Raw genomic sequence first — 26,565 nt, forward strand, 5'->3', positions numbered from 1 at the left:
GGAGCTGACCCGGGAGAACGCCCGTGAAGTGACCGCCGTCACGGGGGACCGGTGGAGGCCACCTGTACTCTGGGTGGGCACCCCTTGGAGGCTCTGTGGACGCGTTGCTCGAATCCCTCGAACCGAAGACGATCTGGTCCTACTTCCTGGGGCTGTCGAAGATCCCCCGCGGATCCAAGAATGAAGCCGCGGCCGCGGCCTGGGTGGCCGACCAGGCCAAGGCCCTGGGCTGCGAGGTGGAGCGCGACGAGGTCGGCAACGTCATCATCCGCAAGAAGGCCACGCCCGGGAAGGAAGGCCGGCCCACCACCTGCCTCCAGGCCCACGTGGACATGGTGTGCGAGCAGAACGAGGGCACGGGCCACGACTTCCTCAAGGATCCCATCAAGGTCTGGAAGGACGGCGACCTCCTCCGCGCCACGGGCACCACCCTCGGCGCCGACAACGGCATTGGCGTGAGCGCCGCCCTGGCGGTCCTCGCCAGCAAGGACATCGCCCACGGCCCCCTGGAAATCCTCATCACCATCGACGAGGAGACGGGCCTGACCGGCGCCAACGGCCTTCAGCCCGGCCGCCTCAAGGCCAAGTACCTCCTCAACCTCGACAGCGAGGAAGAGGGCTACCTCACCATCGGCTGCGCCGGCGGCGAGGACACCATCGCCACCCGCAAGCTCACCCGCACGGCGCCGCCCGCGGGCGCCCGCGCCTACCGCCTGAAGGTCTTCGGCCTCAAGGGCGGCCACTCGGGCATCGACATCCACGCCGGGCGCGGCAACGCCATCCGGATTCTCGCCCAGGTCCTGGGCGCCCTGAAGGTGGACTTCAGCTTCGCCCTGGCCGGCATCAAGGGCGGCAACAAGCGCAACGCCATCCCCCGCGAGGCCTCGGCCCAGATCTTCCTGGATCCCGCGCAGGAACAGGCCTTCAAGACCGCCCTCGCGGCCCACGAGGCCCACTGGCGCGCCGCCCTCGGCGCCTTCGACCCCGGCCTGCACCTGGCCCTCGAAGCCGGGGAAGGCACCCAGGCCATGTCCGCCGCCGACGCCGAAGCCCTGATCCGCCTGCTGCTGGCCCTGCCCCACGGCGTCGAGGCCATGAGCCCGGACATCCACGGGCTGGTGCAGACCTCCACCAATATGGGCGTGATCGAGACCCGCGAGGGCGAGGTCGAAGTGAACCTCCTCACCCGCAGCTCCATCAACGCCTCCAAGACCGCGCTCTCTGAGCGCATCGCGGCCACCTGCGCCCTGGGCGACTTCGAGTCCCACGTCACCGGCGGCTACCCCGGATGGAAGCCCGAGCCCAAGGCCTCGCTGGTGAAGATCGTCAACGAGACCAACCAGAAGGTCTTCGGCAAGCCCCTGGAGATCATGGCCATCCACGCCGGCCTGGAGTGCGGCCTCATCGGCGAAAAGTACACCGAGATGGAGATGGTGTCCTTCGGCCCCAGCATGTGGGATGTCCACACCCCCGACGAGCACGTGAGCGTGCCCTCCGTGGCCAATTTCTGGAAGCTGCTCGTCGCTGTCCTGGAGACCGTGTAGCCCCGCCATTCATGGCCCTTGGCTCAGGCCCGGGGCCGTGATAACCTTGCTGCTTCCGCCCATCAGCGGAGCCACGGGAGAGTTGTCCGAGTGGCTGAAGGAGCACGATTGGAAATCGTGTAACGGTCAAAAGCCGTTCGGGGGTTCGAATCCCCCACTCTCCGCCAAAAGCGCCCGCCATCGGCGGGCGCACTTGTTTGGCGCGGAGCGTGGGGGATTCGAAGTCACTGAAATGCTGGCAGGTAGGCCCCGCCAGAGGCTGTCCAGTGGACAGCCGGAGGCGATAAGGGCCGTGCCAGCATTTCGTGCGGCCGGAGGGGACGCCGCACAGCGGTGGCCCCGGAGGGAATCCCCCAGGATCACCCCACCTCGGCCCTCGGCGGGCGCACTTATTTGGCGCGGAGCGTGGGGGATTCGAAGTCACTGAATCTCCGCCGCGAACGCGCCATCATGGCGGCGGAGGGATTTGTCATGAAGGTCATGGGCATCGTCGGCTGGAGCGGCAGCGGGAAGACCAGCCTGGTGGTCGAGGTGCTGCCGCTTCTCAGAAAGGCGGGGCTGAAGGTCTCGACCATGAAGCACGCGCACCACCGCTTCGACGTGGACAAGCCCGGGAAGGACTCGTTCCGGCATCGGGAGGCCGGCGCCTCGGAGGTCCTGGTGGTGACCTCCTCGCGCTGGGTGCTGATGCACGAGTCCAGGGAAGAGCCCGAGCCCAGCATCGAGTCCCTGATCGAGCGCATGACGCCCGTGGACCTGCTCCTCATCGAGGGCTTCAAGACCCACTCGCACCCCAAGCTGGAGATCCACCGGGAGTCCGAAGGCAAGCCCCTGCTCTGCCCCGAGGACCCGGGCATCGTGGCCGTGGCCAGCGACCGCCCATTGCCCGGGCTGAAGATCCCTGTGCTGGACCTGAACGATCCATCCGCCGTCGCCGAGTTCATCCTCGCCCACACGGGCCTGCGGACGCCCCCTCAGGCCATGTAGTGCTTGTAGAAGTACCAGGCCGAAAGGATGAAGCCGATGGAGACAACGCCGACGCGCACGGTCTTGCGGCCGACGCGGTGGGCCATGTGGGAGCCGAAGAGGCCGCCCAGGCCCGCGGCCACGGCCATGATGCCGACGAGGGCCCACTGGACGTTGCCGGGGTGCCGCAGGAACTCCATGGCCAGGAAGGCGAAGATGGCGATGCCGTTGATGCACAGGGCCAGCAGGTTCTTGAGCCCGTTCATCTGGTGGATGTCCGTGAGACCCAGGAGACTCAGCGCCGCCAGCATGAGGATGCCGATACCCGCGCCGAAGTAGCCGCCGTAGATGCCCACGATGAACTGGAAGATCATGGCGCCCACCCACCAGCCCGGCGTGCGGTTGTGGCTCCCCATCTTCTTCAGGAGCTTGTTGACGGGATCATTGGCCGCCAGCAGGATCGTGGCCACCAGGATCAGCCAGGGCACGAGGTTGTCGAAGACCTTCTGGGGCGTGACCAGCATGAGCCAGGCACCCAGCGCACCGCCCAGCAGGGAGGGCGGCATCAGCCGGATGGCGAATTCCCGGATGCCGACCAGATCCTCGCGGTGACCCCAGAACCCGCCAATGGAGCCGGGCCACAGGGCCAGTGTGCTCGTCACATTGGCCTGCTGACCCGTGAGCCCGATGCCCAGCAGCGAGGGAAAGGACACCAGCGTGCCGCCCCCCGCGATGGAGTTGATGGCGCCAGCGGCGAAGGCCGCGGCCATGACGGTGAGCGCGTGTCCGATGTGCATACAACCTACGATGACAGGCGCCACAGAGCCTGTCACACACTCCCTGGGACCGGCGGAAAGGGGTGTGCGACAGGCTCTGGGGGCGTCTCAAGCGGCGGTCACTTCCACTTGAATGGATAGATCGGTTTCTTCGTGGCGTACTGGGGAGGCCACACCGTTTCGTGCTTGCCGTTCTGGATCTGCTCCACCAGCATCTGGTGCTTGTTCTGGTTCGTGTAGCCGCTGTAGTCGATGAACCGGACGTCGCCCATGATGCCGTTCCAGTGGCCGCCGCGCAGCTCGGCGCGCAGCTTCTCGCGGTCGCCGCCCACCTTGGCCGCGGCCTCCGCCATGACCATCATCGACGCGTAGGCGTTGGCGGCATGGTAGGGAACCTCGGCCTTGCCGAACTTGGCCTTGTAGCGCGCCCCGAAATCCTTGGCGCCGGGCCAGTTCACGTCGGTGGTCCACTGGGTGCTGGAGAACACCCCATGGGAGATGGCCTGCTCCCGCGCGAACTCGGAGGACGCGAAGCCCGCGCCCGCGCCCAGGAAGGCCTGGGGCTGGAGGCCCACTTCGCGCGCCTGGCGCATGAGCAGAATGCCGTCGGCCACGTAGGACACCATGAAGACCAGATCGGGCTTGGCCGCCTTGACCTTCGCCAGAGTGGAACGGTAGTCCGGCGAGCCCGCTGCGTAGGCCTCCTCCATCACCACCTGGATGCCCACCTGGGCCGCGTAGGCCTTGGCGGACTTGGCGCCCGAGGTGCCGAAGTCCGTGTTCTCGTTCAGGATGGCCATGGTCTTCGGCTTGCCCAGCTTCTGGGCCATGGAGATGAGGATGGAGGCGTAGTCCTCGGTGGTGGCGCTGAGGCGGAAGACGTACTTCTGGTTCTGCCGGGTGATGTCCTCCTTGGAGGCCACGGGCACCAGGAGCGGCACCCGGTACTTCTCGGCCAGCTTGGACACGGCGTTGGCACAGGCGGAGCTGTAGGGCCCCACCACCGCGGCCACGCGGTCGCGGGTCACCAGCTTCTCCAGGGCCGACATGGAGACCTGGGGTTTGCCCGTGTCGTCCTCCGTGACCAGCTCGACCTTGATGCCCTTCTTCTGGAGGTCTTCCATGGCCAGCTTGTAGCCGTTGCTCATGTATTCGCCGATGGGCGCCTGGGTGCCCGTGGCGCAGTTGATGACGCCGATCTTCACGGGCGTCTGCGCCTGCAGGGCCAGCCCGAAGGCGAACAGGGAAGTCAGGACTCTCGCTTTCATGCGGGCTCCTTTGGGGATCGATGGATGGTTGGATGCTGGCCGGGAGAGTAACATGCCTGTGCCTCGCCCTGCGTGGCAGCCCATCCCCGAGGCCACCATGCGTATTTTCCTGGCTCCGCTCCTGTCCCTCGGCCTTCTGGCGGCCCCTCCCGGCTCCGGCTTCCGCACGCAGAAAGCCCTGCCCGTCGGCGGGCCCGGCGGGTGGGACTACGTGACCCTCGACAGCTCCGCCCGGCGCCTCTACGTGCCCAGATCCGATCGGGTGCTGGTCCTCGATCTGGATGGCAAGCCGGTCGGGGAGATCCAGGGCACCGACGGGGTTCACGGCGTGGCCCTGGCCCCTGCACTGGACCGCGGCTTCACCAGTAATGGCCGGAGCGGCACGATCACCATCTTCCGGCTGTCGACCCTGGAGATCCTGGGCCAGGCCCAGGCCACCGGCGAAGGGCCCGACGCCATCCTCTTCGAGCCATCCACCCAGCGGGTGTTCAGCTTCAACGGCCGGGGGAGGAACGCCACGGTCTTCGACGCCGCCACGGGGAATGCCGTGGGGACCATCCCCTTCGGCCACAAACCGGAGTTCGCTGCTGCGGACGGCCAAGGGCATGTGTTCGTGAACCTGGAGGATTCGGCCGAAGTGGCCGTGATCGATGCGAAGAGGCTCACTGTGGCGCAGCGCTGGTCCCTGGCGCCTCTCCAGGATCCCACGGGCATGGCCATCGACCTGAAGCACCGCCGGCTCTTCATCGTCGGCGGCAACAAGCTCATGGTGGTGCTGGACGCCGAAACCGGGAAGATCGTGGCTACGCTCGCCATCGGGGCCGGCGCCGATGCCGCCGCCTACGATTCCGAGTTGGGCCTGGCCTTCAGCTCGAATGGGGAAGGCACCCTCACCGTCATCCGTCAGGAGGGGCCGGATCGGTACACCATCCTGGAGCAGGCCCCCACCAAGCGGGGGGCCCGCACCATGGCCCTGGACGAGAAGACCCACCGGATCTACCTGCCCACCGCCGAGTTCATGCCCGCCCCCGCCGCGACAGCGGAAACCCCAAGGCCCCGGCCCGCCATGACGCCCGGCAGTTTCCAGATCCTGGTGGTGGGTCGCTAGACGGTGTTGAGCTCGATGACCACCAGCGCCGCGCCCCCGTACCCCGGGACCAGCTGAAGGGCGCCGGGGGCATCCTCCATCCGCAGTAGATGGCGCCGGCCCAGGTGCAAGCCCACCTCGGGAACGTAGACGGTCCCTTCGGCCACGAAGACGATCAGGGTCGAACCCGCCGGCCAGGACAAGGTGCGGGGTGCGGCCAAGCGGAAGGACTCCATCCGCGCGTGGCAGCATCGTGGATCCACCATCAGGTTGAAGTCCGTGCAGGGCCCGCCCACCAGCGCAGCCGTGGCCGGCCAGTCTCCGGAGAAGCGGAGGGGCGCCAGCGGTTCGGTGAGCCGCACTCGGCCACGGGGACCGAAGTCGAGGTCGAAGCCCTCACCCTCCAGCAGGAGCAGCCACCGCTCCAGGCCCGGGAATGCGGAGAAGGGCCCGGATACCGCCACCTCCGCGGAACTCAGCCGCCAGCGGAAGCCCGATTCCAGGGAAGCCCCGGGCGGTTCCACGGCCAGTTCCAGCGTCGTGCCACCGCCGTTCTTCCAGGGCATCCGGCGGCCTTCCGCCGGCGTGATGTGCCGCCACGTCATCGCCTGCCCTCCAGCCTCCGGGCCTCCGCCCGGCTCAGGATCCTCCAGGGCCGCGGGAGCAGGCCGGGAACCCGGTCCATGTAATCCCGGTACGCGCCGCCGAACCGGGCCAGGAGCTTCCGCTCCTCCAGCCACGATCCGACGATGAAGTAGATGGTGATCCACCCGGCCGACACGAGTCGCGCCGCGTTCATGTCGCGGGTCCAGAGGATCACCAGGGACAGGCTGTACCACGGATGCCGAACGAAGCGGTGCAGGGCCGAGATCCGGAACGGCTCCAGATCTTCGGCCATCCCGCGGCGCATCCGGAGCTGCCGCCATCCCAGGAATTCCCCCAGATCGTATCCGGCGGGCCAGGCGACCAGGATGCCAACCGCGACGAGGGCCAGTCCGTTCATCACCCAGGCGCCGACCCCCGTCCAGCGCCACACCCAGGCCCCAGGCCGGTAGACCAGCAGCCAGAGGATCGGCAGGAGCGCCAGGCAGGCGATCAGGTTGTAGGCCAGCCGATAGGCGGAAACCAGGCGCGGGAGATGGGCGGCCACGGCACGCTTTAATCCCAGGGAGGCCAGGCTGGAATGCAGGGCGGCGTAGGCGACCCACGCGAGGGAAAGCAGCATCAGGTTGGCGGTGTCGGCACCCATGGGACGATTGTGGACGCCCCGGTCTCCGAGGGCCACCGGCAGAAGCCGCAGGCGGGTTATCCTGGGGCGATGCATCTGACCTGGCCCCAGCCCGCGCGCGTCGCGCTCGTCCTAGCCCTGCTCTGGGTCGCCTATGTCCTGCTCTGGACGCCGGGTCCCCTCTCCCTGAGGCTGCTGGGGCTCTATCCCAAGAAGCTGGGCTCACGGGTGGTGGGTTGGGCCGCAACCCGCTCCTTGCCGGCCTCCTGGCGCGAGCCCCTGCTGGGGCGTTTTGCGGGTCACTACGGCATCGACCTGGCCGAGGCCGAGCAGCCCCTGGCGGGCTACCCCAGCCTGCAGGCCCTGTTCACACGGCGACTGAAGCCGGGCCTCCGGCCCCAGGAGGCGGTCGCTCCCGGATTCCTGAACAGCCCCGTGGACGCCCGAATCATCGCCAGCGGTCGCATCGCCTCCGGCACGGCCATCCAGGCCAAGGGCCTCACCTACCGCGTGACGGAGCTCCTGAAGCACGAGCGCGGCGCGGAGCGCTTCGAGGGCGGCCACTACCTCACCCTCTACCTCTCACCCAAGGACTACCACCGCATCCACGTGCCGCTGGAGGGCCGGGTCACGGCCGTCAGCCGTGTGGAGGGCGAGCTCTGGCCCGTGAACGACGCCAGCACCGCCAGCGTCCCGCGCCTCTATGAGCGCAACCGCCGGGCCGTCTGGACGGCCCTGGGCGCGGGCGCCTGCGAGGGGCTGGAGGTGGCCGCGGTCCTGGTGGGCGCCACCCACGTGGGCGGCGTGGTCATCGACGACCGCTGGCTCGGGGGCCGAGCCCTGCCGAGGGATGGCGGATTCCCCGTGAACCTGCTGCCCTGCGCGCCGGGCGAGGACCTCGGCACCTTCGAATTCGGCTCCACCGTGGTGCTGCTTGTGGGCGGCCCCAGAGCCAAGGATTGGGCGCCGCTTCGTGCGGAAGGGGCTGTGAAGGTGGGACAGCGATTGGGAGCCTATCGGTGAACGAATCCGACCTCTTCCACCAGGATCCCCTCTGGGAGGAGGGCGGCGACCTGCCGGGTGCCCTGGAGGCCCTGTTCACCGCCGCAGGCGAGGTGCTGGACCTGCCTCGCCTGCGCGAGCTGACGGGCCTCGGCGACGGCGCCCTCCAGCAGGGCATCGAGAAGCTGCAGGAGCGGCTGGGCGGCTCCTGCGGCCTGCGCCTCCTGGAGGTCGGCGGCGGCTGGCGCATGGCCACCAGCCCGCTCTACAAGGAGATGGTCGCGCGGCTGGTGACCACCACCCGCAGCGGCAAGCTCACGCCAGCGCAGATCGAGGCGCTGGCCATCATCGCCTACCGCCAGCCCGTCACCATCACGGAGCTGAACGCCATCCGCGGCGTCACCAGCAGCGCCAACCAGGTGAAGAGCCTCATGGAGCGGCAGCTCATCACCCCCGCGGGACGCAAGCCCGTGGTGGGCCGGCCCATGATGTACGCCACCACCCAGGCCTTCCTGCTGCACTTCGGCCTGAAGAGCCTGCATGACCTGCCGCAGTTGGAGGACTTCGGAGAGGCCCGCCTGGAGGCCCAGGCCCTGGCCTCGCTGGAACCTCCGCTTCCCGAGGACGGCCTCTTCGGCGAAGGGGCCATGGAGATGATCGAGGACCTGCCGGACGAAGGGGCCGAACCATGAGCCAGCCCACCACCCTCAGCCTCCAGGAGCACCCGGAGAAGCCGAAGGTCGAAAGCCCCACCGGCTTCGTGCTCCAGTCCTGGCAGAAGGGCTGCCTGCTGATCGTGCTCCTCGGCGTCCTCTACCTGCGCATCTGGCGTCGCAAGCGGGCCCAGATCCTCGTCTGCAGCCACTGCGGGAAGAAGAACCCCCCGCACCAGAGCAACTGCCAGAAGTGCGCTGCCCCGCTGATGCGGATTCATGGGTAGCGATCAGCTATCAGCTGTCAGCCATCAGTAACTGAGAGCTGATAGCTGATAGCTGACAGCTAGAACTCGATGTCGATGGACTCTTCGGCGAGGTCGTTCTCTTCGCCCAGCACTTCGCAAGCGGCACCGTACATCTGGAGCACGGCGGTCTTGCGGTTGCTCAGGCTGGTGAGCAGGTCCTTCACGCGCTGCACTTCGGAGGCGATGGTGTTGTTGATCTGGGACACTTCGGAGCGGCAGCGCTCGCGGGTGGTCTCGTAGAAGGCCTTCTGATCCTGGCTCAGATCCATGGGTACTCCCGGGGCTTCAAGTCTGTTCGGAAAAGCTGATCTTATCCGGGTCCAGGGTCCGGGGCCACCGGCTTAGGACCAGCGGGCGATGGCCAGCAGGATCACCAGGATCACCGCGAGCCCCAGGATCACCGGCAGCATCCAGCGGGGCCGGGAGGGCATCTCTTCGATGGGTTCGAGGGCCTCCAGGGGCTCCAGGACTGGTTCGAACGTCTCGCCGGCCCCAGAGGCCGGGGCCATCCGGACGGCGGTCTCCGTCCTGAGGCCCAGGATCTGCTGCATGCCGCTCGTGGTGCCGGCGGGGCGCGGGAACCGCGTCGTCAGGAGGCTTTCCAGGCGCTCGAGGGGGCCGTTGAGCAGGGCCTGCATGTACTCCGCGACATCGTGCTCGGTGATGGGCGGCCCCTGCTGCTGGAGGTAATCGCGCAGGTCGCGCTCCATGAAGCGGGCCGAAGGGTAGCGGTGATCGACGCTCTTCTGGAGCGCCCGGTTCACGATGGCCGCCATCTCCTTCGACACGTTCGGATTCAGCGTGTGCAGGTCGGACACCCGGCCGAGCCGCACCTTCTCGAGGACGCCCAGTTCCGAATCCGCCTGGAAGCAGCGCTCGCCCGTGAGCAGCTCGAAGAGCACCAGGCCGAGAGAATACAGGTCCGAGCGGTTGTCGAGGGCCTGCCCCGTGGCCTGCTCCGGGCTCATGTAGAGCAGCTTGCCCTTGAGTGCCCCGGCCACGGTGTGGCTGGCCTTGCTGGCCGCCTTGGCGATGCCGAAGTCCACCAGCTTCACCGCGCCGTCGGTGGAGAGGATCACATTCTGCGGGCTGATGTCCCGGTGGACCAGCTTGAGTTCCCGATCGTCGAACCCCCGTTTCCGATGGGCGTAGTCCAGGGCCGCGGCCACCTTCATCACCACGAAGGCTGCCACCTGTTCCGGGAAGGGATGGCCGCATTCCCGCACCTTCCGGAGCAGGGTCCGGAGGTCGCGGCCATTCACGTACTCCATGGCGATGTAGTAGGAGTTCCCGGCCTTCCCCAGGTCGAAGATCTGCGCGATGTTCGGATGGGTCAGCTGGGCCGCCAGCTTGGCCTCGTCGATGAACATCGTGACGAAATCCTCGTTGTCGCTGAAGTGCGGCAGGATGCGCTTGATGGCCACGATCTTCTGGAAGCCCTGCACGCCCCGTTGCTGGGCCTTGAACAGCTCGGCCATGCCGCCGATGGCGATCTTCTCCAGCAGGAAGTAGTTCCCGTACTCCTCCAGGACCTCCGGCGTTCCCGTGGCTGCGGGTTTGGCCTCCTGCGCGGCGGGAGTCTCGGGGGTGCCAGCCGGGCCGCCGGACCAGGCGAAGGGATCATGGACGCCGGAGATGCCGCTCAGCGTGAACTCCGACGGACCCAGGGAACCATCGGCCGGGGCCGGGGGCCGGGAAGGGCCGGACGCCGAAGCCAAAGACATGGCCGGGACCACGCGCACCAGGTTCCTCCCCGGGGCGGGTTCCGGTGGAGCCTCCACCTCTTCGATGACCCGGCCGAAGATCTCCGCGGCGCTGAGCGGGGGGTGGGCCGTCTGGACCTTCGGTTCCGCCTCCGGGGAAGCCAGTCCTGGTGCCTCTTCCAGGTCGGCCAGCAGATCGCCGAAGATGTCGCTCGTCGTGAGCTTCGCGACCTCCGGGCGGTAGCGGCGGAGGACGGCGGCAATCTCGCCATCGGGGCGGGTCCGTTCCAGGTATTCCTGCACTCCCGTCTCGGCCTTGTCTCCGCTTCCGGAGCCTTCGGTCAGCACCAGCACCGGCATGCGCGGATTCCTGGCGCGCAGGTGCTGGACCAGGTCGCCATCCGTGCCCCCGGGCGCCGCCGAGTCCAGCAGCAGCAGGTCCGGATCCTGGCCGCCCTCGAGGAAGGCCGCGGTCCCGTCGTGGCGGATCCACTGAACCTCCCAGCCGTCGCCTTCCATGGCGGACACCAGGCCGGGAGTCCGCAAGGACTCGCCGTCCACGATGAGAAGGAGGGGGCGCGGCATGGGCATCCGGAAGAAGTAGTGAGGATTAAGGGTAGCTGGACGGATTCAGCCTCGCCATAACCCCAGTGTTGAGGTAGACTTTTCGTTCGGTCCGGTCCTGCCTGGCAGTCCCGCTCCAAATCCACGGGAAAGGAGGTGCATCCACATGCCTTTGGTCAAGGTCAAAGAAGACGAAACCTTCGAGTTCGCCCTTCGCCGCTTCAAGCGGAAGTGCGAGAAGTCCGGCATCCTCAGCGAGCTGAAGAAGCGCCAGCACTACGAGAAGCCCAGCACCAAGCGCAAGCGCAAGATGCTCGCCGCCCGCAAGAAGACCCTGAAGCGCCTCGCGCAGGAACGCCGCATGATCGGTTGAGATGAAGCTCCGCTTCATCTCGAAAAAGGCCCGCGGAAGCGGGCCTTTTGTTTTACTGAAGACTGAAACCTGAGGACTGAAGACCGCGCCCCATGAACCCTGAACTCCACGCCCTTGAATTCCCCGATGCGGTGCGCCTGATCCAGTCCGGCGCCCGCACGGCGCCGGCGCGGGCGGCCCTGGGCGCCATGCAGCCCTGGGACGGGCTGGCGGGCCTGCGGCGGCTGCACCAGATGGAGCTGCAGGAACTCTGGATGCAGTCGCCGGACCTGCTCCCCGTGTTCCCCATGGACGAGGCCCTGGACGAACTGCTGAACCCGGCAGGCTGGCTGCAGCCGGAGCACTGGCGCCAGCTGCGGGAGGGCCTCCGGGCCATGGCCCGCCTGCTCCAGAGCCTCGCCGCCCTGCCCTGGCCCGAGGCGCGACCTGCGCCGGCGGGCACCCACCTGGGCATCGACCGGCTCCAGGTCACGGCGGCCCTGCTGCCCGATCCCGCCCCCATCGCGGAGCGCCTGACGAAGAGCTTCGACTCGGACGGCCGCCTGGATCCCCTGCGCATCCCGGCCCTTGCCAGCCTCCACCGCGGCCGCCAGGACGCCTTACAGGCCGTGCAGGCCAAGCTCCAGAAGCTGCTTCGCACCGCGCCGGACGCCTTCAACGAAGCGACCATCGTCGAGCGCAACGGGCGATTCTGCCTGCCCGTGCGCCAGGAGCGGCGGGGCCTCGTGCCGGGCCTGGTGCTGGACCGCAGCGGCAGCGGCGCGACGGTCTTCATCGAGCCCATGGAGGCCGTGCCCCTCAACAACGCCTTCGTGGAGGCCGACCGCGACTACGCCCAGGCCGTGCAGGCCTTCCTGCGGGACCTGCTGGCGGAGCTGCGGAGCCGGCGGGAGGACTTCACCCGCTGGCGGGACCTCCAGGCCCAGGCGGACCAGGGGCTCGCCCTGTTGCGCTGGGGCGCCCTCTGCGACGGCCGTCTGCCGGACGTGGAGACCGATCCCAAGCAGGGCCGCCTCTGCCTGCTGGAGGCTCGCCACCCCATGCTGCTGCCCGCCGTGCGGGAGGCCATGGGCCTGGAGCCCCTGCCCCACGCCGTGGTGCCGCTGAACCTGGTGCTGGAGGCGGAGAAGCCCGGCCTCGTCATCTCCGGCTCCAACACCGGCGGCAAGACGGTCGTCCTGAAGACCGTGGGCCTGCTCTCGGTGCTGGCCGCCTGTGGCTGCGCCGTGCCCGCGAAAGAAGGCTCCAGCTTCCCGGCCCTGCCCAGCCTCCATGCCGACATCGGCGACCACCAGACCATCACGGGAAGCCTCTCGACCTTCAGCAGCCATGTCCTGCATCTGAAGAAGATCCTGGAAAACGTCCATGACGGCGGCCTGGTGCTGCTGGACGAGCTGGGCACGGGCACCGATCCCAAGGAGGGCGCCGCCCTTGGCATCGCCCTGCTCCAGACGCTGTCCCGGCGCCGCTGCTGGATACTCTGCTCCACCCACCTGGGCGAGATCAGCCAGTGGGCCCTGCGGCACACGCGCTTCCAGAACGCCTCCGTGCAGTTCGACGAGGACCGCCTGGCCCCCACCTACCGCCTGCTGGTGGGCCAGCCGGGCCAGAGCCGCGCCCTCACCATCGCTGCCAAGCTGGGCCTGCCCAAGGCGGTGCTGGACCATGCGGACAAGGTGCTGGGCAAGCGGGAGCAGGACTGGCGCGACTTCCTGCGGGAGCTGGAGGCCGAGCGCACCCGCCTGCTGGAGGAGGCCGAGACCCTGCGCCAGCAGACCGCCGCTGCCGAGAAGGACCGGGAGATCCTCCGCCAGCGGGAAGAGAAGCTGCGAGCCGAGCGGGAGGCCTTCCAGCAGGAATCGAAGGAGAAGGTGGACCGGGTGCTGGACTTCCTCGACCACGAGGGCAAGCGGCTCGTGAAGGAGCTGAAGGAGCGCCAGAAGGCCGCCGACGTGAACGCCGACCGCCTGGGCACCGAGGCCCACGAGCGGGTGAAGCAGCTCACGCGCCTGGCGGAGGCGGAGCTGGCGCCGCGGGGGACCAAGCCCAAGCCTGCGGCTCCCCTGGAGGTCCGGGAGGGCGGCTACGCTCGCCACCGGGGCCTGGGCGTGGAAGGCAAGGTCGTTTCCCTCAAGGGCGACCGGGCCACGCTGGAGACGCCCCAGGGCCGCCGCCTGGAGTGCCGCCTGGGTGAGCTGGAGCCCATCGGCGCCCGGGAGGTCGCGCCGAAACCCACGGGCAGGGTGCGGGTGCGGGCGGAGGCCGTGGACATCGAATCCGAGATCAACCTCATCGGCCGCGCCAGCGACGATGTGGACAGTGAGATCTACCGCTTCGTGGAGGAGGCTCTCGCCGCGGGCCGGCGCTTCGTCCGCATCGTCCACGGCCACGGCACCGGCAAGCTGAAGGCGGCCGTCCGCGAGGCCCTGCGCGGCCATCCTGGCATCGCCCGGGTGGAGGACGCCCCCCAGAACCAGGGTGGCGCCGGCGCCACGGTCATCACGCTGAAATGAGCGTTCCTAACGAATGAAGAAGAAGGCCCCGCGGGTGCGGGGCCTTCTTCTTCGGATCCAGGATCGGATCAGAACTTGGCGCGGACGCCGAGCTGGACCTCGCGGGTCTTGTCCTTGGCCACCGTCCCGAGCTGGCCGAACTCTGCATTCGAGAGGATGTAGCCGTTCGGGGAGCGGACGCTGTAGTCGGCCTTGTTCAGGACGTTGTAGACGTCGATGATGCCCTCGATCTCGAACTTGCCGTAGATCTTGAAGTTCCGGCTCAGACGGAGGTCGAGCTGGGTGTAGCCGGGCTGGCGCAGGTCGCCGCGGGTGTGGTCAGCGGCGAAGTGGTTGGCCATGCCGTCCCCGTTGATGTCGCCGGCGAGGTAGGCGGAATAGGGCAGGCCGCTCTGGTAGAGGCCGCGGACGGAGCCCTCGACGCCCCACCAGATGGGGAAGTAGGCCACGACATTGACCACCCAGCGCCGGTCGCTGTCCCCGTAGCCGTAGTTGGAGGCGGGGTTCTGGGGGTCCGGCGTGAGCGAGGCGCCCAGCTCGCTGCTGAAGTTCGGGCCGGAGGACGTGTAGGTGCCGCGCTCGAAGGAGCCGGTGTCCTGGGCCTTGGACCAGGTCACGTTCCCGATGACGCCGGTCTTCTCGTCCCAGGTCTTCTTCAGGTTGAAGCTCAGGCCGCGGTAGTGGGCCCAACCATCGGTCTTGACCAGGTAGACATCGCTGAATCCGCCGACAGGATTGCCGGCAGCCAGGCTGCCAGGACGGAAGTCCACCCGGTGACCCCGGATGATGGCGTAGCCGGGGCGGTTGGCCGTCACGTTGGACCAGTAGTTCGTGCTGGCGCTGTAGCCGTCCTCGTAGTGGCCGCCGGCCACCAAGGGGCCGCCGGCCCCGGTCAGCTGGCCCAGGTTGATGTTCTCGAACCGCTGGAGGTTCTCGTACTTCACGTAGGTGGCCGTGAAGCCCATGGTCAGGTTGTTGCCGAAGTCGTGCTCGATGCCCAGGCTGGCCTTCTTGGAACGGCTCAGCTTGTTGTCGGGGTCCCACAGGGAGGTGGAGGAGGTGACCGCGGGAAGCGCGGCCAGCTCGGTGTCCGTCAGGTGACGCATGGAGGTGCCGCTGATCAGGTTGCCGGCGCTGAGGAGGCCTCCGGGATTGAAGGTGGCCAGGTTGGTGGCCCGGTTCAGGCTGAGGCTGTAGTTGGTGATGATCTGGCCGTTGCCCGTCATGGTGTTGGAATGCAGCAGCAGGGGCGTCGGGCTGCTGAAGGAGCCGTAGCCTCCGCGGACCACGGTCTTGCCCCGGCCGTCCAGGTCGAAGCTGAAGGCGAGGCGTGGATCCACCGCATGGGCGCTGGTGGCCTGGTCCAGCCCCTGGAAGTTGGGATTGGGGGCGGGGTTGTCCGAGAAGGACTGGCTGAGCGTGCGCAGGCCGGCCGTCAGGGTCAGGCGCCGGTCGAACAGGCCGGAGTACTGGGCCTGGCCGAAGAAACTGCTGGTTTTCGTCCACATCTGGATGCGGCCGCTGTACGGGCTGACCGCCCCGCTGTAGGTGATGGCGCCGCCGGGATCGGAGGCGCTGCCGAGCGTCCCGTTGGCCCAGGCGGCCGCCGCCCCATAGGTGCCGAACTGGAAGCGGCCGGCGTTGTTCTGGAAGAACTGGTTGTCCACGTCGACCTTCATGAGGTCGAGCCCGCCCTTCAGCTGGAGGTCGCCGTGGCTCCAGGTGGTGGCGCTGTAGAGCTGGTTGGTGATCTCGTTGCTCTCGCGGGGCGTGGACGTCTTGGTGCCGAAGGCCATGAAGCTGGCGCTGGTGGGCACCTCGAGGGAGGGGACGCCGGCCACGGAGTTGTTCCGCATGGGCCGGGCCTCCCGGGCGATCTGGAGGCGGCTCTCGGTGAACAGCTCGCTGGTCCAGATGTCGTTGGCCTCGAGCACCCAGCTGATGGACTGGGTCTTGGTGGGGATGTTGTTGCTCTCGGCGTTGTTGGGGCTTGCGCTGGTGTTGGCCAGCGTGTCGTCCATGGTCTGGAAGTTCATCCGCAGGACGAAGCGGTGGTTCTCGTTCAGCGCGTAGTCCAGGCGCCCGAGATAGGCCGTGTTGGTGGTCTCCATCGGGTAGGCGTGAGGGGGGATTCCCTGTCCGGGGTTGCCGAACTCCTGCGCCAGGGTGAGGCCCCCGCGGTTGGTGACCACGCCGCCCAGGGGGCTCGCCACCAGGTTGTTGAAGTCGGTCTGGGTCATGCCGGCCGAGCCGCTGATCGTCGTGGGGATGGGGTTGGCCGTGATGCTCTTGTGGTAGCGCTCCACGCCGACGAAGTACCAGAGCTTGTCCTTGAGGATGGGCCCGCCGACGTTGAAGTTCACGTTGGTGGAGTCGTTGAACCGCTGGAGGTTGGTGGGCGTGTTGAAGGTGTGGCTCGGGTCGAAGGGCACGGGCTTGGGCCGGGCGGCCCAGCTGGTGCGGCGGATCTGGTATAGGGCGCTCCCGGCGAAGTCGTTGGTGCCGCTCTTCGTCACGGCGTTGACCGTGGCGCCGGCTTGGCCGTACTGGACGTCGAAGCCGTTGGTGACGATCTGGAGTTCCTTGATGGTGTCCGCGCCGAAGATGAAGGGCGTGTAGACCCCGCCACGCTGCTCGTTGAAGAAGGCCGAGTTGGTGCTGGCGCCATCGATCTGGATGGCATTGAAGATCTGGCGGCCGCCCTCCACCACGAGGCGGTTGTTGTTTCCGGACACGACGCCCGGCGACAGCTTGGCCATGTCGGTGAAATTGCGGCTCACCAGGGGAACGGCCTCGATCACCGCGGCGTCCACGCTGCTCATGACGTTGACTTCCTTGGTGTCCACTCCGCCCGAGGTCCCCACGATCTCGACCATGGCCTCGGCCTCGGCCTTGTCCAGGCTGAAGTTCGCGACGGTCGCCTGGCCCAGGGACACCACGACATTGGCGTCCTTGAGGCTCCGCATGCCCGGGGCGGTCACGGTGAGCTCATAAGCGCCCACCGGGAGGAGCCCGATCTGGTACTCACCCTGGGCGCCGGTGGCGGCGCTCCGGGTGAAGCCGGTGTCCCGGTTCCGCAGGGAGAGGGCGGCCCCCGCGATGGGCTTGCCCGCTTTGTCCCTGACGGCGCCGCGCACGGCGCCGGCCGTGGACGTGGTCTGGGCGGAGGCGACCGTGGCGCAAGCCAGGGCCGTCAGGATGAGGGGGGTCCAGCGTCGATTCATCGTCGCTCCTGGGGGCCGGGTGTCCGGCCATCTTGGGGTCCCCACGGCCGATGGGCTTCCGGCCACGGGTCATCGGGGAATCCCCAAGGATCGTCGGTGTTGCCCCGGAGACTCAAGCACCTTTTTTAGGTAAAAAACGGTTACATTCCTGCTTCACACCCGTTTCAGATGTCACAACAGGGTAATCGGACCTCGGGGTGAGGGACTCGCCACGCCCCACTCGGCCCGGCCCAGGCGCACCTCCGCTGGACCAGCGACCAGTCCCTTAGGCCAGGTTCCGCGATTTCAGGAAGGTCACGAAGCCGAAATCCCCGTCGCTGATGTGGTGCTTCAGCCAGCCTTCCATGAAGGTCGGCACCATCAGGGCCAGGGCGTGGGGACTTTCCTGGAACTTGCTGAGCAGCTCGTGGAGGCTCGTGAGCATGGACGCGTGCTCGGCCACATGCTGGGTCAGATCCGGGTAGGCGTACCGTGCCATGAAGGATTCCTCCGTGGCGAAGTGGCGTTCGGAATGGCTCACCAGCGTGGCCAGGAGCGCCTCCACCTCCGTGCGGTCAGCGCCGGACTGGACGGAACTCCTGAGACGGTCCACGGTGGAGAAGAGTTCCTGGTGCTGCTCGTCGATGATCTGGATGCCCGTGTTGTAGCGGGTGTTCCAAACAACATCCATGGGCCAGATCCTTTTCGCGACGGCAGGTTGGGGATCCGAACAGAGGCCGACGCGCGCAGGCATGCACCACACGGATCTTTCCACAGAGGACTTCCAGGTGAATGTAGTCTTCCACGACATCCAGATCAAGAAGATTGTGATTTCCCACCTGATGCCTGGCAGCGAATGGAAAAGGGCCCCGTTGGGGCGCTTGGGTGGTACCGGTGGTCGGACTCCGGTTCCCGCCGCGCGGCTGGCTGGCCGCCATCCGCGACTTCGAGCCCGACCACCGGATACGAGAAGGGCCCCATCGGGGCCCATGGTTGGTACCGGTGGTCGGACTCGAACCGACACTCCTTTAGGGGGAAACGGATTTTGAGTCCGTCGCGTCTGCCATTTCGCCACACCGGCGCGAAGGGCCAGGATAGCGCGGCGACGCGGGTTCTCACAATGCCGTGAGGGGAATCCTCCGCCCCGCCCCGAAGGCTTTGGGGCTCACCTTGAACGCGAAGGGGAGCTGGCGCCGCTTGAATTCCATCCGGCGCAGGAGCCCCAGGATCCGCGGCAGAGAGGCTCTGGCCTGGGCCAGGGCGGGGCCTTCCAGCAGCAGGGCGAGATCCTCGGCAAGGCCCTCCTCGGGACGCTGGGCCTCTAGCGCCGCGCCCATGATGGCGTCCAGTTGGGCGTAGGGCAGCAGGCTGGCCTCGTCCGTCTGGTCCGGACGCAGCTCCGCCGTGGGGGGGCGTTCCACCACGCCGCGGGGAACGGCCTCGCCGAGTTCCCGCGCCACCGCGTACACCCGGGCCTTGAGGCAGTCGCCCAGCGGCGCGAAGGCCCCGATGCCATCGCCGTAGAGGGTGAAGTATCCGGTGGCCGCCTCGCTCTTGTTGCCGGTGTTCAGCACGGCCACCCGGCCGGTGCCGAGGCGGCGGTGGACCTCCGGCTCCGACGTCAGGGCCATGAGCAGGCTGCCGCGGCAGCGGCTCTGCAGGTTCTCGTCCGTGAGGCTGAAGGCGCGGCCCGGGAGCGCCTGTTCCAGCGCGGCGGTGAACCCCGCGAACGGCGCGTCCACGTTGATGTGCAGATAGTCCATCCCGAGCTGCCGTGCCTGCTGCTCCGCCAGGGCCGAGCTCTCGCCGCTGCTGAAGCGCGTGGGCAGGGCCACGCCCAGCACGCGGCCCGGCCCCAGTGCCTCCACCGCGAGCGCCGCGGCCACGGCGCTGTCGATGCCGCCGGACAGCCCCATCACCAAGGCCTCGAGCCCCTGCTTGGCCAGGTTCTCGCGGATCCCCAGCACCAGGGCGGTCCGCAGCCACGCCCCCTCCTCGACGGGCCGCCAGGCCGCGCCCGGCCGCCCCGTGTCCACCATGAACGGGCCCTGGTGGAACGGCTCACACCCCTGCCAGCGCCCGTCGGGAAGGGCGAGGCCCGATCCCCCATCGAAGAGCAGCCAGCTCTCGGCGCCCACCCGGCTGGCGTAGGCGATGGGAACCACGTGCTTCCGGGCGAGCCCCGGCAGGAGGCGCTGGCGCTGGGCGTCCTTCGAGGGGATGGCCCAGGGGGCGGTCCGCCCCGGCGGCAGCCAGCTCCCGAGGGCGCTGGGGCTCGCGCTGGCGTTGAGGATCAGCGTGGCGCCCGCGGCGACCAGGTCCGCGATGGGATCGATCCCGTAGTCCACCGGCGCATTGCCCAGCTGCGGATCCGCCCAGAGGTCCTCGCAGATGGACAGGCCGATGCGTTGGCCGCCGAAGGCCACCAGCGGCTGGGGCGAGAGGTCGGGCTCGAAGTAGCGGTGCTCGTCGAAGATGTCGTAGCTGGGCAGTACGCGCTTGTGCGCGCAGTGGCGAAGGGTGCCGCCCTCGCACCACCACAGCTCGTTCCAGAGGCGGCCCGAGGGCGCGGGTCGCGCCGTGCCGAAGAGCAGCGGTACCTTCCCTGTCAGCGCGGCCAGGCGATGGGATTCGCGCTCGATCCGGTGGCGCAGGCCCTGCTCCCAGAGGCGGTCTTCGGCCAGGTATCCGGGGATGGCGAGCTCCGGCGCCAGGACCAGCTCCGCCCCCGCAGCCACGGCCTCCGCATAGGCGGCCTCCAGGATCCGGCCGTTGCCTTCGGGATCTCCCAGGCGGGCGTTGAGCTGGAGCAGGGCGATGCGCATGGCTAACAACTTACCAGCGGATCTCCGCGCAGGTGCCGCCCCCCTCGCGGCGCGCCAGGCGCAGGTCCGCCCCCTGGGCGTTCAGCCACTTCAGCGCCAGGGGGAGTCCGAGCCCCGTCCCGTCCGGCCGGCCGCTCTCGAAGGGCCGGAGCATGCGGATGGCGGTGTCCTCGGACAGCCCCGGACCGTCGTCCAGGATGTCGATCCGCCCCTGGGCCACCCTCACCAGGATCCGTCCGCCCAGGGGCGTGGCCTGGCAGGCGTTCTCCAGCAGGTTCACCAGGGCCTGATGGAGCAGCAGCGGGTCGCCCGTGGCCTCCCCTTCCCCCTCCACCGCCAGGACGCGGCCCTGGCTCACCGGCCGGCGCTTCAATTCCACCACCGCCTGGGCGACCGTCTCCTCGAGGCGCAGCGGTTCCGCGGCCGGGTCCAGCGGCTTCGCCCATTGAAGGAACCGCTGGACGAGCCGTTCCAGATCCTCGGTCTCCTCCAGCAGGGCCTCCGCGGCCTCGCCGTGGCCGCTCCGCTTCAGCATCTGGCCCCGGCCCTTGAGGACTGCGAGCCCGTTCTTCAGCTGGTGGGCCACGCCCGCGGTCATCTCGCCCAGATCCGCGAACCGCTCCCGCAGCTGCCGGCGATGCGCCTCCGCCTCGGCCTCGGTGACATCCTCGAACTGCACGAGCGCGCCGATGCGGTCCGGGGCCTCGATGCGCTGGAGCCGCCAGCGGCGCCCGCCGGCGGCGCATCGCCAGGGGGGGCCGGGATCCCGCCCCAGGGCCTCCCGCAGCCATGGGAAGGGCTCCAGCACGAAGGCCGCCTCCAGGCCCACCACGCCGGGCCGTACCCCCAGGAGGTCGCAGCCCCTCTGGTTCAGCGCCGCCAGCCGCTGGCGCTGATCCACCCACAGCACGCCCATGGGGAGCGCGTCCAGCAGCCGCTCGTGGACGGTCCGGAGCTCCCCGAGGGAGTTCGCCAGCTCGCCCCGCTCCCGCAGGCTGCCGGACACCGCCGAGAGCAGGAGGGCTTCGGGATCCGCCTTCGCGCGGCGGTGCAGGCGCGCCAGGCGCACGAAGACGAGGGCCACGCCGCCGAGGGCCACCCCCGCGGGAAGGGCGAGCGCCAGCCACACGATGGTACGGGACAGCGGTTCCATCGCCCCAGGGTATGCTCATTCCCATGGACAGGCAGCCCATCTACGTGGTGTCCGGAGGTTCCGGCGAGACCGCCATGCGGATGGTGCAGGCGGCGCTGACCCAGTTCGCCAAGGGGGAGGGCTCCGCCCTGGTCCGGAGGTTCCAGAACGTCCGGTCCAAGGAGGACATGGACCGGGTGCTCCAGCTGGCCGCGGACAAGCGGGCGGTGATCATCCACACCACCGTGTCGCGGGAGATGAGGTTCTACCTCGCGGACCGCTGTGCGGAGCTGAGGCTCACCCAGGTGGATCTCTTCGGCAACCTGCTGGACACCCTGGCCCTCTACCTCCGGGAACGCCCGGAGGAACGCCCGGGCAGCTTCCACGCGGTGGGCGACAAGTATTTCCGCCGCATCGAGGCCATCGAGTTCGCGCTGAAGTTCGACGACGGCATCGACATGGCCGGCCTGCCGGACGCCGACATCGTGCTGGTGGGCATCAGCCGCACCAGCAAGACGCCGCTCTCCATGTACCTCGCCATGGAGGGCTACAAGGTGCTCAACGTGCCGCTGGTGCCCGGCGTGCCGCCACCCCCCGAGCTCGATTCCATTCCCCAAGGCCGCATCGTGGGGCTCACCATCCAGCCGGACCGGCTCCAGGAGATCCGCGCCTACCGCCTCAAGCGCCTGGGCGCCTCCGGCAGCGCCGACAGCTACAGCGATCTGGGGCGGATCCTGGAAGAGCTGGTCTACGCCGACGAGGTCTTCAAGCAGCACCGCCGCTGGCCCATCCTCGACGTCACCGGCCGCAGCATCGAGGAGACCGCCGGCCTGGTGCTGGACCGGGTGTTCGGCAAGGAGCGGGCGGTCTAAAGCTCCTCCTCCAGCCGCTTCACGATGGTCCGGAGGATCTTGATCCGGCCGTAGTACTTGTCCTCGCTCTCCACCAGGGTCCAGGGGGCGATCTCGGTGCTGGTGCGGTCAAGCATGTCGCAGATGGCCGTTTCGTAGGCCGGCCACTTCTCGCGGTTGCGCCAGTCCTCCTCCGTGATCTTGAAGCGCTTGAAGGGGGTCGTCTCGCGCTCCTGGAAGCGGCGGAGCTGCTCTTCCTGGCTGATGGAGAGCCAGAACTTGAGGAGGATGCTCCGGCTGCGGACGATCTGGTCCTCGAACTCGTTGATCTCGCTGTAGGCCCGCTGCCAGTCCGTCTCGGAGCAGAATCCCTCCACCCGCTCCACCAGCACCCGGCCGTACCAGCTGCGGTCGAAGATGGCCACCCGGCCGCGGCGCGGCAGGTGGCGCCAGAACCGCCAGAGGTAGGGCTGGGCCCGCTCCTCCTCCGTGGGCGCCGCGATGGGGTGGATCTGGTACAGCCGGGCATCCAGGGCCTGGGTGACGCGGCGGATGCCGCCGCCCTTCCCCGCCGCGTCCACGCCCTCGAAGGCCAGCACCACGGCGTGTTTCCGGAAATTCCGATGGCGGGTGAGCAGGTTCAGCTTCCCCTGCAACGTGAGGAGCTCGTCCTCGTAATCCTTCTTGTCCATCCGCCGGGTCAGGTCCAGGGCCCGCAGAATGTTGACGTCATCGATGGGCTTGCGGGGCGGGTGGCTCGGCAGGACCGGCGCCACGGGCGCCGGCTGGTCGAGCCGGGCCCGCAGCCGCTCCAGCAGGATCTTGCCCACCGTGAGCCGCTGGTAGCGGGGATCGGTGGCCTCCACCACGATCCAGGGGGCGTCCCCCGTGCTGGTGGACCGCAGCGCCCGCTCAGACACCTCACGGAAGGTGTCGTACATCTCGAACCGCTTCCAGTCCCCTGGCGTCACCCGCCAGCGGGTCTTGGGATCCTTCTCCAGCCCTTTCAGGCGCTTCTTCTGGACGTCCTTCCCCAGGTGCATCCAGAACTTCAGCACCAACGCGCCCTCGTGGATGAGCATCTGCTCGAAGCGCGCCACCCGGGTCATGTCCTGGTCCAGGTCCGAGGTCTTGATCCGCCCGTAGGCCCGCTCCAGGATGGGCCAGGTGTACCAGGAGCCGTCGAAGATGCCGATCTTGCCCTTGGGCGGCAGCAGGCGCCAGTAGCGGTACATGTGGGGCCGCTCGCGTTCCTCGTCGGAGGACTCCGCGAGGCCGTGGGTCTGGATGTGCCGCGGGTCCATCCACTCGTTGAGGGTGTTCACGGTCTCGCTCTTGCCGGCCCCGTCCACGCCAGCCACGAGGATGATGACGGGGAACTTCGCCGAGGACAGGTCGTACTGGGCGTCCAGCAGCGCCTCCCGCAGGAGGGGAACCTCGCGCTCCCACACCTCCTTCTCGATCCTGTGGCCGAGCTCCGCGGATTCGAACATGGTTCCTCCGGGGCGGATGGTCCGCGCGTCGAGCCGACGGCGCGATGGGTGATTCTAGGCCGCTTCCTGTGATCATGGGGGTCTGGAGCTCCCATGATCCGATCCGCCGCCCTCCTGATCCCCGCGTGCCTCCTGGCCGCCCAGGCTCCGGTCGCCCCCAAGGGCCCGGTGCGGGCGGTCCGGCTGTCGCTCCAGGGCACGGCCCCGGACCTGGATCTGCCGAAGCTGGAGGCGGACCTCGCGGCCCGCCTGAAGGAAGGCGGCCTCGGCGTCCTTGCCCCCTCGGAGGCCGCCGGTCAGGGCGCCTACAAGCTCGACCTCACGATGGAGGTCACGCCCCTGACCGAAGGGGCGCACCTCCTCGCCATCCACGGCGCCCTGGAGCGGCTCACGGATCTGGAGGGAATGCCCCGGGACGAGGAGTACCGCTGGACGGGCGCCAGCCTCTCCGCCCACGCCGCCGGGCAGGAGCTCCCGGCGGAGGCCTCGCGGATCGCCTCCCTGACCGCCCTTTCGCTCCTTGGCAAGGCCCAGGCGGCCCGGACCCTCATCGGCACGCCCGCGCCCCTGGCCATCCCGATTCCACCCTCGCCCCTGCCGAAGCCCGTGGAGGTCGCCTTCAGCAAGGACCGGATCCGGCACCAGCCCCTCGCCCCGACCTATCCACCCCTCGCCAAGGCCAAGGGCCTCCAGGGCACCGTCCAGGTGATCATCACCGTAGACCCCGAGGGGCGCCCGGTCCGGGCCGTCGTCGAAAACGGGCCTCAGGAGCTCCGCACCACGGTCTTGCAGTACGTGCTCCAGTGGCGGTTCGCTCCGGTGGTCCAGGACGGCGCGGCCCGGTGGGCCTGGTTCAGGCTGCCCATCCCCTTCAGGCTCCTGGAGCCCGCCGTCGATCCCGCGCGGACGAAGCGCCCCTAGTACTCGTTCGCCAGGTCCCCGGCCCGCACCTGCTTCTCGAAGGGCTGGAACACGGGGGCGCCCGCAGACTGGGCGATCCACTCGGCCACGCGGATTCCGTCCACGGCGGCGGAGGTGATGCCCCCGGCGAAGCCGGCGCCCTCGCCGCAGGGATAGAGGCCCGGGTGGGTCACGGACTGCCCGTCCTCCCCCCGCAGGAGCTGGATGGGGCTGCTGGTGCGGCTCTCGATGGCCAGCAGGATGGCCTGGCTGCTGGCGAAGCCGTGGATCTTCCTGTCGAAGGTGGGCAGGGCGCCCGCCAGCTGTTCCCGCACGAAGTCCGGCAGGCAGGTGCGCAGGTCTGCGGCGACGGCGAAGGGTTTGAAGCTGGTGCGGGGCAGGCGGCCCGTGCCGCGGCCCTTCAGGAAATCCTGTACCGCCATGGCCGGGGCGCCGTAGGTCTCGCCCGCGGCGCGGAACGCCGCCTGTTCCCACTTCCGCTGGAAGTACATGCCGCCCAGCAGGTGGTCGCTGCCGAAATCCGCCGTGTTCACCTTGGCGACGAGCCCCGAGTTGGCGAAGCCGGAGTCGCGCTTCTCGTTGCTCATGCCGTTCACCACGACGCCGCCTTCCTCGCTGCTGCACTGGATGACCTCGCCGCCGGGGCACATGCAGAAGCTGTAGGCCGCGCGGTTCAGGCCGAAGTTGCAGACCAGCTTGTAGTCCGCGGCGGGCAGCGAGGGGTGCCCGGCGCTGGGGCCGTACTGGGAGCGGTCGATGAGGTCCTGGGGGTGCTCCACGCGCACGCCCATGGCGAAGGGTTTCTGGCGCATGGCAACGCCGTGGCCGTGCAGCATCTCGAAGGTGTCGCGGGCGCTGTGGCCCGGCGCCAGCACCAGGGCCTCGCAGGGGATCTCCTCGCCGTCGGCCAGAACCGCGGCGCGGACCCGGCCCTCCCCGTCGAAGCGGATGTCCGCCAGGCGGGCCTTGAAGCGGTACCGCGCCCCCCGGGCCTGGGCCTCCTTCCGGATGAGCACCGTGCAGCGGCGGATGACATCCGTGCCCACGTGGGGCTTGGCCAGGTAGAGGATCCGGGGGTTCGCCCCGAAGCGCACGAAGGCCTCCAGCACGTAGCGGGTGGCCGGGTGGCCGATGCGCGTGGTGAGCTTGCCGTCGCTGAAGGTGCCCGCGCCGCCTTCGCCGAACTGCGCGTTGGCCTCCGGGTCCAGCACCGCGTCCTTCCACAGGCCCGCGATGGCCTGCACGCGTTCGCCCATGGCGGGGCCGCGCTCGAGCACGATGGGCTCGATGCCGTAGTCCAGCAGACGCAGGGCGCAGAAGGTGCCGGCGGGACCGCTGCCCACCACCACGACCCGGGGCCGACGCGGCGGCGCGGCTACCGCATAGGGCGCCGGGGCCGGCGCCACCTCCAGCTTGAGGCCACCGGGCAGCGCCCCCGGTTCCAGCCTCCGGTCCGTGTCGAAGCTGACCGTCGCCAGGAAGCGGATGGCCCCCTTGTGACGGGCGTCAAGACTGCGCCGCTCGAGAATGACGCCTCGGTACTCCTCCGGCTTCCCCCCCAGGGCATGGGCCAAGGGAACGGCCAGGTCGAGCGCCTCTTCCCCCAGGTTGAGCGGCAGGTTGGAAAAAAGGTAGCGCATGAGACCTCGGCAGGGGGGCCGAGGGGGCCCAAAGCCAGGTACCAGCGTAGCGGTAAGCCCCGCGAATCGAGACAGAATCTCTTGGATACAAACCCGTGACACTCGATGCAGAATGGGGACATCCCCTTTCCGCCGCGCACTGCGGCCCACCCCCCAGGAGATTCCATGCGCCGTTCCATCCTCCTCCTCGCCGCTGCCGCCTTCCTGTGCACCGTGCCCGCCATGGCCAAGCCCACCACCGTGAAGGGCGCCAAGTGCACCACCTGCCACGAGGGTGCCCCCAAGGACAAGAAGTTCAATGCCGCCGCCGCCAAGATGGTCGCGAAGTACAAGGAAGCCCAGTGCAAGGATTGCCACGGCTGGGCGGACGGCAAGTTCACCACCAAGAAGAAGTAGTCTTCCCCGATCTCTGAAAGCGGCGCGGAAACCTTCCGCGCCGCTTTTTTATGGATCGACTGGGGTGTACCGCTCATCCGATGGCCTTTCCATGGACAATCGAGTCGGTGTTTCCCCGG

At 68.7% G+C, this 26,565-nt stretch carries 23 protein-coding genes and 2 tRNA genes; 12 read left to right on the forward strand and 13 right to left on the reverse strand.

All coding sequences use genetic code 11. The features are described from left to right. Positions 1-95: 95 nt before the first annotated feature. From MLE64_RS04935 to mobB, 3 genes are all read left to right on the forward strand, one after another. Positions 96-1,544: an aminoacyl-histidine dipeptidase gene (locus MLE64_RS04935; RefSeq protein ID WP_243316680.1), complete on the forward strand. Its 1,449-nt coding sequence runs from the start codon at positions 96-98 to the stop codon at positions 1,542-1,544. 76 nt (positions 1,545-1,620) lie between these two features. After that, positions 1,621-1,711 (forward strand) — tRNA-Ser (locus MLE64_RS04940). Between the two features lie 304 nt (positions 1,712-2,015). Beyond that, complete coding sequence (gene mobB, locus MLE64_RS04945) at positions 2,016-2,531, forward strand: molybdopterin-guanine dinucleotide biosynthesis protein B (protein ID WP_243316681.1); 516 nt, start codon at positions 2,016-2,018, stop codon at positions 2,529-2,531. On the opposite strand, the gene MLE64_RS04950 is transcribed toward mobB, so the two are convergent. Both MLE64_RS04950 and MLE64_RS04955 read right to left on the reverse strand, forming a co-directional pair. After that, positions 2,519-3,307 carry a sulfite exporter TauE/SafE family protein gene (locus MLE64_RS04950; protein ID WP_243316682.1) on the reverse strand — a complete coding sequence of 263 codons (789 nt, stop codon included), beginning with the start codon at positions 3,305-3,307 and terminating at the stop codon, positions 2,519-2,521. The genes mobB and MLE64_RS04950 overlap by 13 nt on opposite strands. Positions 3,308-3,405: 98 nt before the next feature. After that, entirely contained in the window at positions 3,406-4,554 is a 1,149-nt protein-coding gene (locus tag MLE64_RS04955) for an ABC transporter substrate-binding protein (RefSeq protein WP_243316683.1), read from the reverse strand. A gap of 52 nt (positions 4,555-4,606) precedes the next feature. On the opposite strand from MLE64_RS04955, the gene MLE64_RS04960 reads away from it, so the two are divergent. Next, positions 4,607-5,662 carry a YncE family protein gene (locus tag MLE64_RS04960; RefSeq protein WP_243316684.1) on the forward strand — a complete coding sequence of 352 codons (1,056 nt, stop codon included), beginning with the start codon at positions 4,607-4,609 and terminating at the stop codon, positions 5,660-5,662. Here MLE64_RS04960 and MLE64_RS04965 read toward each other — a convergent pair. Then, on the reverse strand, positions 5,659-6,246 hold the full coding sequence (locus MLE64_RS04965; RefSeq protein ID WP_243316685.1) for a HutD/Ves family protein: 588 nt from the start codon (positions 6,244-6,246) through the stop codon (positions 5,659-5,661). The two genes, MLE64_RS04960 and MLE64_RS04965, sit on opposite strands and share 4 nt — an antisense overlap. Continuing rightward, a complete protein-coding gene (locus MLE64_RS04970) occupies positions 6,243-6,890 on the reverse strand; it encodes a methyltransferase family protein (protein ID WP_243316686.1) in 648 nt (215 codons plus the stop codon). Before MLE64_RS04970 ends, MLE64_RS04965 begins: the two co-directional genes overlap by 4 nt. A gap of 69 nt (positions 6,891-6,959) precedes the next feature. Between MLE64_RS04970 and asd the strand changes: the two genes are divergently transcribed. The 3 genes from asd to MLE64_RS04985 are packed head-to-tail and all read left to right on the forward strand — an operon-like array spanning position 6,960 to position 8,811. Next, on the forward strand, positions 6,960-7,892 hold the full coding sequence (gene asd, locus MLE64_RS04975) for an archaetidylserine decarboxylase (RefSeq protein WP_243316687.1): 933 nt from the start codon (positions 6,960-6,962) through the stop codon (positions 7,890-7,892). Continuing rightward, entirely contained in the window at positions 7,889-8,563 is a 675-nt protein-coding gene (gene scpB, locus MLE64_RS04980; protein ID WP_243294106.1) for an SMC-Scp complex subunit ScpB, read from the forward strand. The genes asd and scpB overlap by 4 nt, the downstream gene beginning before the upstream one ends. Further along, positions 8,560-8,811 carry a hypothetical protein gene (locus MLE64_RS04985; protein ID WP_243288000.1) on the forward strand — a complete coding sequence of 84 codons (252 nt, stop codon included), beginning with the start codon at positions 8,560-8,562 and terminating at the stop codon, positions 8,809-8,811. Before scpB ends, MLE64_RS04985 begins: the two co-directional genes overlap by 4 nt. Before the next feature lie 59 nt (positions 8,812-8,870). On the opposite strand, the gene MLE64_RS04990 is transcribed toward MLE64_RS04985, so the two are convergent. Beyond that, positions 8,871-9,101, reverse strand: a complete 231-nt coding sequence (locus tag MLE64_RS04990; RefSeq protein ID WP_243288001.1) for a hypothetical protein — start codon at positions 9,099-9,101, stop codon at positions 8,871-8,873. A 72-nt stretch (positions 9,102-9,173) separates the two neighbouring features. Continuing rightward, the gene (locus tag MLE64_RS04995) at positions 9,174-11,120 is read right to left on the reverse strand and encodes a protein kinase domain-containing protein (protein ID WP_243316688.1); all 1,947 of its coding nucleotides are present in this window, start codon (positions 11,118-11,120) and stop codon (positions 9,174-9,176) included. A 145-nt stretch (positions 11,121-11,265) separates the two neighbouring features. Between MLE64_RS04995 and rpsU the strand changes: the two genes are divergently transcribed. Both rpsU and MLE64_RS05005 read left to right on the forward strand, forming a co-directional pair. Then, positions 11,266-11,472, forward strand: a complete 207-nt coding sequence (gene rpsU, locus MLE64_RS05000; protein ID WP_026852993.1) for a 30S ribosomal protein S21 — start codon at positions 11,266-11,268, stop codon at positions 11,470-11,472. A 92-nt stretch (positions 11,473-11,564) separates the two neighbouring features. Continuing rightward, positions 11,565-13,985, forward strand: coding sequence for an endonuclease MutS2 (locus MLE64_RS05005; RefSeq protein WP_243316689.1), 2,421 nt, complete (start codon positions 11,565-11,567; stop codon positions 13,983-13,985). A 68-nt stretch (positions 13,986-14,053) separates the two neighbouring features. Here the strand turns inward: MLE64_RS05005 and MLE64_RS05010 are convergent, their stop codons facing one another. The 5 genes from MLE64_RS05010 to MLE64_RS05030 all read right to left on the reverse strand — a co-directional run bounded on the left by MLE64_RS05010 (position 14,054) and on the right by MLE64_RS05030 (position 21,166). Continuing rightward, on the reverse strand, positions 14,054-17,209 hold the full coding sequence (locus tag MLE64_RS05010; protein WP_243316690.1) for a TonB-dependent receptor: 3,156 nt from the start codon (positions 17,207-17,209) through the stop codon (positions 14,054-14,056). A 265-nt stretch (positions 17,210-17,474) separates the two neighbouring features. Further along, positions 17,475-17,879, reverse strand: a complete 405-nt coding sequence (locus MLE64_RS05015; protein ID WP_243294110.1) for a bacteriohemerythrin — start codon at positions 17,877-17,879, stop codon at positions 17,475-17,477. 303 nt (positions 17,880-18,182) lie between these two features. Continuing rightward, positions 18,183-18,269: transfer RNA gene (locus MLE64_RS05020), tRNA-Leu, on the reverse strand. A gap of 34 nt (positions 18,270-18,303) precedes the next feature. Then, positions 18,304-20,013: an NAD(+) synthase gene (gene nadE / locus MLE64_RS05025; RefSeq protein ID WP_243316691.1), complete on the reverse strand. Its 1,710-nt coding sequence runs from the start codon at positions 20,011-20,013 to the stop codon at positions 18,304-18,306. A gap of 10 nt (positions 20,014-20,023) precedes the next feature. Continuing rightward, complete coding sequence (locus tag MLE64_RS05030; protein ID WP_243316692.1) at positions 20,024-21,166, reverse strand: sensor histidine kinase; 1,143 nt, start codon at positions 21,164-21,166, stop codon at positions 20,024-20,026. 23 nt (positions 21,167-21,189) lie between these two features. Here MLE64_RS05030 and MLE64_RS05035 point away from each other — a divergent pair, with 23 nt between their 5' ends. Next, positions 21,190-22,017: a pyruvate, water dikinase regulatory protein gene (locus MLE64_RS05035; protein WP_243316693.1), complete on the forward strand. Its 828-nt coding sequence runs from the start codon at positions 21,190-21,192 to the stop codon at positions 22,015-22,017. Here the strand turns inward: MLE64_RS05035 and pap are convergent. Beyond that, positions 22,014-23,489 carry a polyphosphate:AMP phosphotransferase gene (gene pap / locus MLE64_RS05040; RefSeq protein ID WP_243316694.1) on the reverse strand — a complete coding sequence of 492 codons (1,476 nt, stop codon included), beginning with the start codon at positions 23,487-23,489 and terminating at the stop codon, positions 22,014-22,016. The two genes, MLE64_RS05035 and pap, sit on opposite strands and share 4 nt — an antisense overlap. A gap of 93 nt (positions 23,490-23,582) precedes the next feature. On the opposite strand from pap, the gene MLE64_RS05045 reads away from it, so the two are divergent. Next, positions 23,583-24,410, forward strand: coding sequence for an energy transducer TonB (locus tag MLE64_RS05045; protein WP_243316695.1), 828 nt, complete (start codon positions 23,583-23,585; stop codon positions 24,408-24,410). On the opposite strand, the gene MLE64_RS05050 is transcribed toward MLE64_RS05045, so the two are convergent. After that, complete coding sequence (locus MLE64_RS05050; protein ID WP_243316696.1) at positions 24,407-26,050, reverse strand: NAD(P)/FAD-dependent oxidoreductase; 1,644 nt, start codon at positions 26,048-26,050, stop codon at positions 24,407-24,409. The genes MLE64_RS05045 and MLE64_RS05050 overlap by 4 nt on opposite strands. A 165-nt stretch (positions 26,051-26,215) precedes the next feature. Between MLE64_RS05050 and MLE64_RS05055 the strand changes: the two genes are divergently transcribed. Continuing rightward, positions 26,216-26,446, forward strand: coding sequence for a cytochrome c3 family protein (locus MLE64_RS05055; RefSeq protein ID WP_243288011.1), 231 nt, complete (start codon positions 26,216-26,218; stop codon positions 26,444-26,446). The last annotated feature ends 119 nt before the right edge of the window (positions 26,447-26,565 follow it).

The sequence above is a fragment of the Geothrix paludis genome (assembly GCF_022808815.1).
Lineage (GTDB): Bacteria > Acidobacteriota > Holophagae > Holophagales > Holophagaceae > Geothrix > Geothrix paludis.